The sequence below is a fragment of the Hydrogenophaga sp. T66 genome, assembly GCF_057219855.1.
Genome location: NZ_JBXVVX010000001.1, coordinates 860,082 through 872,159, shown reverse-complemented (window position 1 = coordinate 872,159; position 12,078 = coordinate 860,082). Strand labels below are relative to the sequence as shown.

Here is a 12,078-nt window from a genome sequence, read left to right as displayed (position 1 = left end):
CCGGCGCCGCCGGCCTGAACGCTGCTGTAATGCCCGCCGTGGACCCTCGACCCGATCACCCCGCCATGCCCGCGATCCCGACCACGCCCTCGCCGCACCTCGCCGCCCAGCGGCTGGCCCAGATCGACCGCGCCCGACGCGCCGTGTTGTTCCGCGAGACCGACGGGCCCACCCCGGTGGCCCCGTGGCTGGAGCGCTCCTGGCGACGCTGCCTCGGGATGGGCCTCGATCCGTCCCGACCGATCGCGTTTGAGGCGGTGTCGGCCGCCGCCACCCGCAACGCCCTCGACGCCAGCCGCCCGCTGCTGCAAGCCGCCGCCCCGGTGATCCGCTCGCTGTCCCGGGCCATGGCCAACACCCGCTACTTCGCCATCCTGACCGATGCCCGCGGCGTGGTGATCGACGTCAACGGGCCCGTGGACGGCCAGGACCCGCGCGCCGCGCAGATCGCGCGCGTGGGCGTCGATCTGTCCGAACGGGCCGTGGGCACCACCGCGATTGGCCTGGCCCTCACCGACCACCAGTCGGTGTGGCTGCACCGCGGCGAGCATTTCTTCGACGCCAACAGCGTCTACAGCTGCGCCGGCGCGCCGATCTGGGGGCCGGACGGGCGCTGCGTGGGCATGCTCGATCTCACCGGCGTGCAGGTCAGCGAGCAGCCGGCCCTCAAGCACCTCGTCACCCAGTCGGCCCGCAGCATCGAGAACGCGCTGGCCCTGGCACAGCCGCACGCGCTGCTGCTGCGCCTGAACTGGCCCGGCCGCATGCTGGGCGACGACAGCGACGGGCTGGTCTGCGTGGACCAGGACGGCCTGATCGTCGGCCTGAACCGACCCGCCGCCGACATGCTGGACATCCCCGCAGGGGTGGCACCCGGGCATTGCAGCAGCTACCTGGCCGCTGCGGTGGACGCGCTGTTTGACGCCGCGCAACAGCAGGCGCCGGCGACCGAAGTGCCTCTGTGGTCGGGGTTGCGCCTGCAAGTCCTCGCGCAAAGCGGCCGCGCGCGGGCCGGTCGTCCGGTGCGCTCAGCCGGGGCCGCCCACGCGGTGCCGCTGAAAGACATGGAAGCCGCGCTGATCCGCAAGGCGGTGGACGACGCACGCGGCAATGTGATGGACGCGGCGCGCGCCCTGGGCATCAGCCGCGCCACCATCTACCGCAAGCTCGGCGCTCACAAGCGCCGTGGACCGGCCGCCTGAGCGCTCGGCTTGGCGCGCCCTGCGCCCTGCGGCACACACGCTGAACAAGCGCCGCTTTCACGCCGCTTCCACGCCACTTGCACGCCGTCTGCACGCCCGCCGCCTGCAGGCGGCCACCACACCCCCGCAGCGGGGCACCCCGCCGGATCAGGGGGCCGTGAGTGTGAGTCCGTGTTTCTGGAAGATCGCCAGCAGCTCGCCGCTGCCCCGCAACTGGCCCAGCGCTGTCTCGAGCGCCTGGCCCAATTCCTTGTGTTCGCTCTTGATGGCCATGCCCACGGTCCAGCCCGTGTCCGGCACCCCGGGCAGCGGCAGCGGCGTGAGCCGCACCTTGCCCGGAGCAACGCGGGCGCGGAAGAGCGTGGACTCGGCCTGGGCGCGCATCACGTACGCGCCCGCGGCCTTGCCTTCGATCACCGCGCGCACCGCCTCCTCCCCCGTGTTGTAGATCGACACCTGGTCGCGCAGCGCGCCGCCGCCGAAGCCCATGAGCGCACTGGCCGCGCCGGTGCCGCGCTCGGCCGCCAGCGGCAGGCCCTTGAGATCCTCGGCGCGCTGCACGTCACCCAGCCGCTGCGTGTCGTGGGCCAGCACGATCTGCTGGCGCATGTACGGCGCCAGCACCAGCACCTGCCGGTTGCGCTGCATCAGCACCCGGTCCACCGGCACCTGCATCATCACGTCGGCCGGGCCGTAGCCCAGGTAGTGACCGCGCCAGACCATGTTGCGCAGGTCGTCGTTCATGTTTTCGCCCGCGTCGAAGGGCAGCAGTGCCAGCTTGAGTCCCATCGCCCGCGCCAGCGCCTCGGCGATGGACACATCCAGCCCGGCCACGGCGTTGGCCGGCCCGTCGGAGAACGGGGCGTTGTCCTTGTAGACGGCGACCTTGAGCGCGCCGCTGGCGCGGATCTTCGCCAGGTCGGTCAGCTCGGTCTGTGCCCAGGCCGGTGCCAGACCGGCGCCCAGCAGGGCGGCGACCGCGGTGCGGCGAGACACGGGATGAGGGCCTGGGGCGGGGTGCGTGGTGTGGGTCATGGCTTGTCTCCGGCTCGGGGGCTTGTTGTTGTGGCTGTCGGCAGGAACAGAGGGACGCCCGGCGCTCAGGGCTCGCGGCGGCTCTCGAGGTAGGTCTTGATCGCCCAGACCGCTTCCTGCGTGAGCGTGCCTTCAAAGGGCGGCATGTACACGCGGCCATCGCGCACGCGACCGCGGCGCACGGTGGCCGCATAGTAGTCGTCCATCTCCTTGAAGCACTGCGTCTTCTTCGCCGCGTCGGCCAGGCCCATGCAATCGGCGTCGAGCTTGCGAAGGTCGGGCGACACACCGCCAGAGATGGCCTCCAGGCCATGGCAGCGCGCGCAATTCTGGTTGTAGGCCGAGGTACCGATGCGCAGCGCCTCCTTGTGGCCGGCGGTGCCGGTGCCATACGGGTTGCTCTCCAGCCATTTCGCGCCGAGCTGCGGCAGGGTGCTGGTGTCCACGGCCTGCGGCGTGACGTCGCCGTGGGCGTGGGCGTGGGCGGCCAGCAGGCCGACGGTGAGCGCGACGAGGCCGTGGCGCAGCGATGCAAAGCGAATCATGGGCAATGTCTCCAAGGTTGGCAGGGGCGGTCACCACCGCGACTGCCGGCCGGGTCTGCAAGAAGCAGGCCACGGGCGCACGCCCCGCGCACCCGGCACCACCCGCGCCGCCACTGTTCCAAATCGGTACACCGCGTCACACCGCGCACCGGATGCCGCCCGCGACAGGGCCCGCCACCGACACGCTGGCGACTGGCCGGCTCCTTGCTACCACCTGACGGTGCTGCAAATCGGCACGTCCTGTTGCAGTGCGGGATCAACACCTGTTGATCCCTGACACACCTTGGGCACACAATCATGACAACACCAGACAAAGACCCCGGGACAGGGGCATCGCCGGAGGGACCGGACGATCAACGGTGGGTGGCGGACTACTGGGGTGGTTGGCCGCCCAATGCAGGAGACACCATGCGCGCTGCCCCTTTTGCCCCCCCGCGAGGGCAACCGACCGCTGCGGCGCAGGCCGCGGCCGGTGCCGCAGCCGCCGCGGCGGATTTCATCGACCAGTCGCACCGCCGCTCGCAGGCTTTTGGCATTTCCGAAAGCGATCGCCCGGACTTCAGCAGCCCGCACAAGGCCGATCTGAACGAAGCGCTGGAAGAAAACCGCTTCCTGTTCCAGCACGCGGCGCCTGTGATGGAGACGCTCTATGACCAGATCGTCAACACCCACAGCATGGTGCTGCTGACGTCCGCGCGGGGCATGGTGCTGCACTCGCTGGGCGACACCGACTTCCTCGAGAAGGCCACGCAAGTGGCGCTCACGCCGGGCATGGACTGGTCGGAAAAGTCCAAAGGCACCAACGCGATCGGCACCGCGCTGACCGAGGAAGAAGCCCTCACGGTGCACGGCAGTCAGCACTTCATGAACGCGAACAAGTTCCTCACCTGTTCGTGTTCGCCGATCTTCGATCCCTACGGCCAGGTCATCGGCGCCCTCGACGTGACCGGCGACCACCGCAGCTACCACCAGCACACGCTGGCGCTGGTGCGCATGTCGGCGCAGATGATCGAGAACCACATGTTCGCCGACATCTTCCCCAAGGCGATCCGGCTGCATTTCCACACCCGCAGCGAATTCCTCGGCACGCTGGTCGAAGGCATCGCGGTGTTCTCGCCCGAGGGGCGTTTCCTGTCGGCCAACCGCAGCGCGCAGTTCCAGTTTGGGCTGCCCTTTGCCGCCCTGAAGGCCCACACGTTTTCCTCGCTGTTCGGCATCCCGATCTCCTCGCTGATCGACCTGTTCAGCGGCGCCATGCCCAACCCCAAGCAACTGGTGATGCACAACGGCGTGTCCGTGTGGTGCCGGGTGCGCATCAAGGCCACGCCGAGCTGGAGCGCACCCACGGTCACGCCGGTGCAGGCGCACGGCCCGGTGCCGGCGGGCAGCGGTGGGGCGGCGGCCGGTCGGCCCGGTGCGGCCGGGCCGGGCGGTGGCGGCTCCAGCGGCGGCGAGCCGCCACGGCCGGCGCGCAAACCGGCCTTCTCCACGCTGCAGTACCTTGACACCGGCGACCCTCAGGTGGCCGCGGTGATCCACAAGCTGCGCATGGTCGCGGGCCGCGACATCCCGGTGATGATCCTGGGCGAGACCGGCACCGGCAAGGACCTGCTGGCGCAGGCGATCCACGGCGACTCGCCGCGCGCGGCGCAGCCTTTCGTGTCGGTCAACTGCGCCAGCATTCCCGAAACGCTGATCGAGTCGGAGCTGTTCGGCTATGAGGAAGGCGCCTTCACCGGCGCGCGCAAGAAGGGCGCGGTCGGCAAGATCGCGCAGGCCCACGGGGGCACCCTCTTCCTCGACGAAATCGGCGACATGCCCAAGCACCTGCAGGCGCGTCTGCTGCGGGTCCTGCAGGAACGCAAGGTGAGTCCGCTGGGCGCGGGCAAAGAGGTGGATGTGGACGTGGCGGTCGTGTGCGCCACGCACAAGAACCTCAAGGACATGATCGCGCGCGGCGATTTCCGCGAGGACCTGTATTACCGGCTCAACGGGCTGGTGGTGCGTCTGCCCGCGCTGCGCGAGCGCACCGACTTTGAAACCGTGGTGCAGAAAATCCTGCTCACGCTGTGCGAGAACGGGCAGCACATCAGCATCGCGCCGGACGTCATGGCGCTGTTCAAACGCTACCCCTGGCCGGGGAACTTCCGCCAGCTGCACAACCTGCTGCGCACCGCGGTGGTCATGGTGGGCTGCAGCGGCGTCATCGAGCGTTTGCACCTGCCCGACGACTTCCTCGAAGAACTGGCGCAGCAGCCGGCAACCGGCCCTGCGACCAGCCCAGTGGCCGTGGCCAGCGCATCGACCACGCCAGCGGCGCCGGTGACACCCCCCGCGGCAGCGGTCGATCGGCGCGGGGAGACGACCGACGTCGCGGCCGACACCGTCCGGCCCTTCGACGTGGATGAGCCCCACAGCCTGCAAGACGTGGCCATCGGCGCCATGGCACAGGCCCTGCGCCTGCACAAGGGCAACGTGTCCGCGGCCGCCAAGGCGCTGGGTGTGTCGCGCAACACGATCTACCGCAAGAAGAACCTGCTACCGCCCGACCTGTTGCGCTGAGCCGGGCGCCGCCGGTGACGCCGGCGGTTCGCGCAGCCACTCGGCCTCCAGCTCGCGCCAGGCGCGCTGGAGGTTGAAGCCCTGGCGCCGCGCGAAGCCCGCCCAGCCGGCCCATTCGTCCATGACCACCGCGCCGGGCTCGCCGGCGTGACGCCCGTCGTCGATGGCGCGCAGCACGCGCGTGCGCAGCGCGCGCAGGTAGGCCTCGGTGGCCTCCAGCGTGCGGGCATCGCCCGCCACCGCGCCCACCACGTGACGCGGCTGCCGATCGCGCAGGCGCGGCAGGGCCTCCAGCCAGGCCGCCAGGCTGCCTTGCGCCAGCTCGGGGATGCGACCGTCGTAGGCCAGGCCCCCGACCCACAGCGCGCGCCCGGCCGCCCACCACAGCACGAGGTCGCTCTCGGTGTGGCCGCGCTCCTCGGCCACCACCTCAATTACCAGCCGGCCCACCGTGAGGGTGTCGCCCACGGCCAGCGCGCGGTCGGGCCAGCGAATGCGGGTGCCGGCGAGCGCGGTCTCCCCCGCGCGCTCGCGCAGGCTGGCCAGGCAGTCGGGGCAGCGCGCCATCATGGTCTCCCGGGTCGCGGTCGTGGCCCACACGGGCACGCCCTCGAAGGCGGCATTGGCCATCACGTTCTCCGCGTGCCCGTGGGTGTTGACCACGCCCACCACCCGCGCGCCGAAACGGCAGCGCAGCGAGGCGATGACCCGCTGCCCGTGGCGCAGGCTGGGTCCGGGGTCGATGACCAGGGCCTGACCGCTGTCGACCACCGCGGTGGTTGGCACGACATGGCCGCCATTGCCGGGGTTGACCTCCTCGACCGGCGCGTCCCACACCCACACGCCGGCGACCGCGGCGTCCAGCGCGCGCCACGGGGCATCCTCGCCCGGCGCGCAGGCGGCGTGGGCGATGGGGCTGCCTGCCACACCGATCCCCATGGCCATCGCCATCGCGACGGTGGCCCCGCGGGCCCAGCGGCGACCCATCGCTCGCCAGCCCGTCATCGGGGCTCTCCGGGCGCGCGCGCCACGCGGCGCAGCGCCGTCGCATTGGCGGGCTCGTGGGCAAGGTGGCCCGCGGGGGTGAGGTGCAAGGCGGCGGGACCGCCGTGCGCCACGCCCCGGGCCGCGCCGCGCTGGCTCACGGCCGGCGGGCAGATCGCATCAAACCGGCCATGCACCCAGTCCACCCGCACACCCGCCTGCGCCAGCACCACCAGCGCCCGCGGCAGCGCCACCGGGCGCACACCCGCCCGGCCCCGCAACACCGCTGCCTGCACGCGGAACTTGGCCCACGCACGCCGGTCGCCGCGGGTCGGGCGTGGCGCATCGACCGACGCCGACCCGCGCCGCACGGCGCGGTGCAGGCTGCGCCACGCCGCCGCCGCGGCGCGGGCCAGGTCCCCATCGCCCGCCGACCGCGCGGCGAGCACGCTGCGCCGCGCCCCGCGCTCCGCCATGGCCTGCTCCCGCCAGGCCCAGGTCCGCGTGGCGCGCAGGCTTGCAACAGACGGTGTTGCAGACTGGAGCAACCGGCCCAGCCGCTGCAACACGAGGGCGGTCGGCGCATCGCCACCGAACGGGTCGGCCGAGGGCGCCGGACCTATCGTTTTCCCGTAGGCCGTGCGCGGCCGGAACAGACCGTCGAGTTCGCGACGCGACAGCGAGAACGCGCCACGCAGCACCACCCGAACCACGCGCTGCGGGTGCGTGCCCGCATAGGCCAGCGCGAGCGTGGCGCCCCAGGAGCCGCCGAGCAAGGACCAGCGCTCAATGCCGAGGTGCTGGCGCAAACGCTCCAGGTCGTTCACCAGCGTGGCCGCGGTCTGCGCGCGGGTGGTGCCGCGCGGGCGGCTGGCGCCGCTGCCGCGCTGGTCGGGGAGGATGGCCCGCTGGCGCGTGAGGTCCAGCGGGGCGGCCAGACCCTCGTGCGCGCCCGCGCCGGGCCCGCCGTGCAGCACCAGCCAGGACTCGCCGTCGGCCGGCCCCAGCGCCTGCCAGGCCAGGGACAGGCCCGCACCGAGCGCGAGATGGCCGCGGCGGGCGGGGGTGGGCTGGGCGGAGCGCGTCATGGTGGCATCAATATTGCAGCAGGCGCTGTGATCCGGGGGCGCCTGCGTCACCGTGTCAGCAGTCAGTTTTCATGCCAACCCTTCTGGAGACACACCATGCAATGGACCACCCCGGCTTTCACCGACCTGCGTTTCGGCTTTGAAATCACGATGTACATCGCCAACCGCTGATCCGGCGGTCTGCGAATGACGGCGCACGGGTGGCTGCCACGCGTGCGCCTTTTTTCTGGGCCAGCCGGCGCTCGACCGGCGGCCCGACGGAGGAGATGGGGTGAGTGAACGCATGCGCATCCGGGTGCTCGGGTCGTCGGCCGGGGGCGGCTTTCCGCAGTGGAACTGCAACTGCCCGCAATGCGACGGGTTGCGCCGTGGCCGCATCCGCGCCACACCGCGCACCCAGTCGTCGATCGCGGTCACGGCCGACGGCAGCGACTGGCTGCTGGTCAATGCCTCGCCCGACATCCTGACCCAGATCCGCGACAACCCCGAGCTTCAGCCGGCGCGGGCGCTGCGCGACAGCGGCATCGCCGCGGTGCTGCTGATGGACGCGCAGATCGACCACGTCACCGGCCTGCTGATGCTGCGCGAGCGCCGCACGCCGCTGCCCCTGCTGGCCACGCCGGAGGTGCTGTCGGACATCGGGACCGGATTTCCCATCACCCGCATCCTCTCGTACTACTGCGGCGTGGTGCCCACCGAACTCCCCATCGACGGCAGCGCCGTCGACATCCCGGCACTGCCCGGCTTGCGGGTGCAAACCATCGCTCTGGACTCCCAGCCGCCGCCCTACTCGCCTTTCCGTGGCCGGCCGCGGCCGGGCGACAACGTGGGCCTGCTGCTGGAGAACCCGACCACGGGCGCGCGCGTGTTCTACGCGCCGGGTCTCGGGGCGGTCACGCCCGCGCTGCACGCGCTCATGGCCTCGTGCGCGGTGGTGTTGGTAGACGGCACCTTCTGGACCGAGGACGAAATGATCCGCGGCGGCCTCTCGGCCAAGCCCGCGGCGGAGATGGGCCACCTGCCGCAAAGCGGCCCGGGCGGCATGATCGAGCAGCTCGACCGGTTGCCGGCCGGTGTGCGCAAGGTGCTCATTCACATCAACAACACCAACCCCATCCTGGTGGACGACGGCCCCGAGCGCGCGGAACTCACCCGCCACGGCATCGAGGTCGCCTTCGATGGCATGGACATCGCTTTCTGAGGGCCGCATGGACATCGCCCGTTCCTCCACGACCCACGCCGACGACCACCTCCCCCCCTGGAGCCGCGCCGAGTTCGAGGCCCAGCTGCGCGACAAGGGTCGCGCGTACCACATCCACCACCCGTTCAACGTGCGCATGAACGGCGGCGGCTGCACGCCCGACGAAATCCGTTGCTGGGTGGCCAACCGCTTCTACTACCAGATCTGCATCCCCCGCAAAGACGCGGCGATCCTGGCCAACATGCCCGACCGCGCGCATCGCCGGCTGTGGATCGAGCGCATCCTCGACCACGACGGCCACGGCGACTTTGAGGGCAGCCACGCCGGCGGCATCGAAGCCTGGACGCGGCTGGGTGAGGCGGTGGGGCTGCCGCGGGATGAGCTGTGGTCGCTCACCCACGTCGTGCCGGCGGTGCGCTTCGCCTGCGACGCCTATGTGAACTTCGCCACCCGCGCGCCGTGGCAGGAAGCGGTGTGTTCCTCGCTCACCGAGATGTTTGCGCCGCAGATCCACAAAGACCGCCTGGCCACCTGGCCCACCCACTATCCGTGGATCCAGGCCGAGGGGCTCACCTATTTCCGCAGCCGCATTCCGCTGGCGGGGCGCGACGTGGAACACGGCCTGCGCGTCACGCTGGACCACTTCACCACCCGAGCCGCACAACACCGTGCGCTCGACATCCTGCAGTTCAAGCTCGACATCCTGTGGACCATGCTGGATGCCATCGAAAAGGCCTGCCCATGAACGCTCCGGAACCCCGCCACGAAAACGCCCTGCCCGAACACCCCCGCCTGTCGCGGCGCTTCCGCCTGCAGTTTGAGGAGGCGCAGCAGCGCCACGTGCTGCTCTACCCGGAGGGTATGGTGCAGCTCAACGACACCGCCGCGGAAATCATCCGCCGCTGCGATGGCAGCCGCACGGTGGACGGCATCGTCAACGACCTGGAGACCACCTACCGGGTGCAGGGCATCGCGCCGCAGGTGCGCAACCTGATCGAGGAAGGCCTGCGCCGTGGCTGGATCGAGTGACGCGGCGACCGCGCGCGCGGTGGGTCCGCCGCTGTGGCTGCTGGCCGAGCTGACCTACCGCTGCCCGCTGCATTGCGTGTTTTGCTACAACCCGACCGACACCCGCAGCCTCGGTCCCGAGCTCAGCACCGCGCAGTGGGTGGACGTGATGCGACAGGCGCGGGCGCTGGGTGCGGCGCAGCTTGGTTTCTCGGGTGGCGAACCGCTGGTGCGCGACGACCTCGAAGAGCTGGTCGCCGAGGCCCACCGCCTGGGCTACTACACCAACCTCATCACCTCCGGCGTGGGCCTCACCGAGGCCCGGGCGCAGCGCCTCAAGGACGCCGGGCTCGACCATGTGCAGCTGTCCTTTCAGGACAGCACCCGCGAGCTCAACGACTTCCTGAGCCACACCAAGACCTTTGAGCTCAAGCAGAAGGTCGCGCGCCTGATCAAGCAGCACGACTGGCCCATGGTGCTCAACTGCGTGCTGCACCGGCACAACCTGCCCCACGTGGGCAAGATCATCGAGATGGCACTGGCGCTCGACGCCGAGTACCTCGAACTCGCCAACACCCAGTACTACGGCTGGGCCTGGACCAACCGGGACCAGCTGCTGCCCACGCGTGCGCAACTGGAAGAAGCCGAGGCCGTGGTCAACGACTACCGCGCGCGCATCGGCAACCGATGCCGGGTGTTGTTCGTGGTGCCGGACTACTTCGAAGAGCGGCCCAAGGCCTGCATGAATGGCTGGGGTTCGGTCTTCCTGTCGGTGGCACCCGACGGACTGGCCATGCCCTGCCACAACGCACGCGACCTGCCGGGGCTGGCGTTGCCGCGCGTGACCGACACGCCGCTGGCCGACATCTGGCGCCGCAGCCATGCGTTCAATGCCTACCGCGGCGAAGACTGGATGCAGGAGCCCTGCCGCAGCTGCGACGAGCGCCACAAGGACTTCGGCGGCTGCCGCTGCCAGGCCTTCCAGATCGCCGGTGACCCGGCCGCCACCGACCCGGTGTGCAGCAAGAGCCCCCACCACGCCCGCGTGGTGGCCTTCGTCGAGCAGGCGCCACGGCGCCGCGAGATTCCCATCGTGTTCCGGCAAAACCCATGAGCGCCCACCACCGCATGCTCGGTGCCGCCGTGGTCAGCCGCCTGCACGGCGCCGGCCACTCGCCGCTGGCGCTGGAGCGCGCGCCCCACGGCCTGTTCCTGCTCTGGGCGGCCTACATGGGACTGCTGCTGTTTGCCAGCGTGCTGCTCTGGCGCGCGGGCGCATGGCACCGGCTGGTCGACGCCGACCCCACCGGCCTCACGCTGGTGATCACCGCGCTGTTTGCCGCCTGCTCGATCTGGGTGGGCCGGCGCGCCTGGGCCCTGGGCGAACAGCGGCGCCGGCTGGACGCGTGGATGGCCCACGGCGCCGCCAGCGGCGAGGCACCGGACTGGGCCGCCGAGTACCGCCGCGGCGGCGGTGCGCCCGGTGCCGACCGCGGCACCTGGCTTCAGGTGCTCGGTGAGCGGGCGCACGGCCCCCACGAAATGGCGTGGTGGCTCAACGGCATCCAGCTCAAGCTCGGCCTGCTGGGCAAGGTGATCGGTTTCTCCATCCTGGCGCTGCAACTGGGCAGCGCGCAGAGCTTCGATCCGGCACAGGCGTCCAGCCTGCTCAAGACACTGACCGGCGGGCTGGGCATCGCCCTGCTGACCACGGTGACCGGCCTGACCGGCAACATCCTGCTGGGCCTGCAGCTGATGCGGCTTGACCGCTTCGCCGACGCGCTGGTCGCCGACGCGATCGCCTCGGCGCCGCCGGGCGTCACTTCGGGAGGGGCGCATGGCGCTGGGCCGACCGGTTCGTGACACCGAGACCGACCCGTTCTACGACATGTTGTTCAACATGCTGATCGCGTTCGTCTTCTGCTTCGTGATCACGCTGCTGGCCTTCAACCCGCAGGCGCGCAAGCGCGGCGACATCCCGGCCAAGGCCGAGTTCATCATCACCGTGAGCTGGCCCGACAACAACCCCAACGACATCGACGCATGGGTCAACGAGCCCAGCGGCAAGACGCTGTGGTTCCGCCAGCGGGACGCCGGGCTGCTGCACCTCGACCGCGACGACCGCGGCGAGAAGAACGCCAGCGTGCTGGTCAACGGCCGCGTCGTGAGCAGCCCGATTCGCCAGGAAATCGTCACGCTGCGCGGCATCGCGCCGGGCGAGTACGTCGTCAACGCCCACTACTACGACAGCCGCGACCAGCAGCCGGTGGACGTGTCGGTCAGCGTGGTGAAGGTGAACCCGGAAGCGCAGATCGTGTTCACCGGGACCCAGCAGATTCCCCGTAAGGGCGACGAGCGCACCCTGGTGCGCTTCACCCTCGACGACCGCGGCACCGTCACCGACCTCAACACCCGACCGCTGACCATCGTGCAACGCGCGGGGCTCTGAGGCC

The 12,078-nt window shown here is 70.8% G+C and carries 13 protein-coding genes; 9 read left to right on the top strand and 4 right to left on the bottom strand.

Translation table 11 applies throughout. From position 1 onward, the window contains the following. The first annotated feature begins 65 nt into the window (after nt 1–65). A complete protein-coding gene (locus tag AC2D80_RS04075) occupies nt 66–1,202 on the top strand; it encodes a helix-turn-helix domain-containing protein (protein ID WP_484631696.1) in 1,137 nt (378 codons plus the stop codon). A gap of 147 nt (nt 1,203–1,349) precedes the next feature. On the opposite strand, the gene AC2D80_RS04070 is transcribed toward AC2D80_RS04075, so the two are convergent. Together AC2D80_RS04070 and pedF are read right to left on the bottom strand one after the other, a co-directional pair. Continuing rightward, nucleotides 1,350–2,237 (bottom strand): substrate-binding periplasmic protein, encoded by an 888-nt coding sequence (locus AC2D80_RS04070; protein WP_484631695.1) that lies wholly within the window; start codon nt 2,235–2,237, stop codon nt 1,350–1,352. 65 nt (nt 2,238–2,302) lie between these two features. Beyond that, nucleotides 2,303–2,782: a cytochrome c-550 PedF gene (gene pedF, locus AC2D80_RS04065; RefSeq protein WP_484631694.1), complete on the bottom strand. Its 480-nt coding sequence runs from the start codon at nt 2,780–2,782 to the stop codon at nt 2,303–2,305. 408 nt (nt 2,783–3,190) lie between these two features. Here pedF and AC2D80_RS04060 point away from each other — a divergent pair, with 408 nt between their 5' ends. Continuing rightward, nucleotides 3,191–5,344, top strand: coding sequence for a sigma-54-dependent Fis family transcriptional regulator (locus tag AC2D80_RS04060; RefSeq protein WP_484631693.1), 2,154 nt, complete (start codon nt 3,191–3,193; stop codon nt 5,342–5,344). Here the strand turns inward: AC2D80_RS04060 and AC2D80_RS04055 are convergent. Both AC2D80_RS04055 and AC2D80_RS04050 read right to left on the bottom strand, forming a co-directional pair. Next, complete coding sequence (locus AC2D80_RS04055; RefSeq protein WP_484631692.1) at nt 5,321–6,349, bottom strand: MBL fold metallo-hydrolase; 1,029 nt, start codon at nt 6,347–6,349, stop codon at nt 5,321–5,323. The two genes, AC2D80_RS04060 and AC2D80_RS04055, sit on opposite strands and share 24 nt — an antisense overlap. After that, nucleotides 6,346–7,416, bottom strand: coding sequence for an alpha/beta fold hydrolase (locus AC2D80_RS04050; protein WP_484631691.1), 1,071 nt, complete (start codon nt 7,414–7,416; stop codon nt 6,346–6,348). Before AC2D80_RS04050 ends, AC2D80_RS04055 begins: the two co-directional genes overlap by 4 nt. 96 nt (nt 7,417–7,512) lie before the next feature. Here AC2D80_RS04050 and pqqA point away from each other — a divergent pair, with 96 nt between their 5' ends. The 7 genes from pqqA (at nt 7,513) to AC2D80_RS04015 (ending at nt 12,074) form a co-directional block, all read left to right on the top strand. Continuing rightward, nucleotides 7,513–7,587: a pyrroloquinoline quinone precursor peptide PqqA gene (pqqA, locus tag AC2D80_RS04045; protein WP_068167214.1), complete on the top strand. Its 75-nt coding sequence runs from the start codon at nt 7,513–7,515 to the stop codon at nt 7,585–7,587. Nucleotides 7,588–7,699: 112 nt separating this feature from the next. Then, nucleotides 7,700–8,617 (top strand): pyrroloquinoline quinone biosynthesis protein PqqB, encoded by a 918-nt coding sequence (pqqB, locus tag AC2D80_RS04040; RefSeq protein WP_484632641.1) that lies wholly within the window; start codon nt 7,700–7,702, stop codon nt 8,615–8,617. 7 nt (nt 8,618–8,624) lie between these two features. Continuing rightward, complete coding sequence (pqqC, locus tag AC2D80_RS04035; protein WP_484631690.1) at nt 8,625–9,362, top strand: pyrroloquinoline-quinone synthase PqqC; 738 nt, start codon at nt 8,625–8,627, stop codon at nt 9,360–9,362. Further along, nucleotides 9,359–9,646 (top strand): pyrroloquinoline quinone biosynthesis peptide chaperone PqqD, encoded by a 288-nt coding sequence (gene pqqD / locus AC2D80_RS04030; protein ID WP_484631689.1) that lies wholly within the window; start codon nt 9,359–9,361, stop codon nt 9,644–9,646. Before pqqC ends, pqqD begins: the two co-directional genes overlap by 4 nt. Next, nucleotides 9,630–10,739 (top strand): pyrroloquinoline quinone biosynthesis protein PqqE, encoded by a 1,110-nt coding sequence (gene pqqE, locus AC2D80_RS04025; RefSeq protein WP_484631688.1) that lies wholly within the window; start codon nt 9,630–9,632, stop codon nt 10,737–10,739. The genes pqqD and pqqE overlap by 17 nt, the downstream gene beginning before the upstream one ends. Further along, nucleotides 10,736–11,488 carry a hypothetical protein gene (locus AC2D80_RS04020; RefSeq protein WP_484631687.1) on the top strand — a complete coding sequence of 251 codons (753 nt, stop codon included), beginning with the start codon at nt 10,736–10,738 and terminating at the stop codon, nt 11,486–11,488. The genes pqqE and AC2D80_RS04020 overlap by 4 nt, the downstream gene beginning before the upstream one ends. Continuing rightward, nucleotides 11,463–12,074, top strand: a complete 612-nt coding sequence (locus AC2D80_RS04015; RefSeq protein WP_484631686.1) for a hypothetical protein — start codon at nt 11,463–11,465, stop codon at nt 12,072–12,074. Before AC2D80_RS04020 ends, AC2D80_RS04015 begins: the two co-directional genes overlap by 26 nt. The last annotated feature ends 4 nt before the right edge of the window (nt 12,075–12,078 follow it).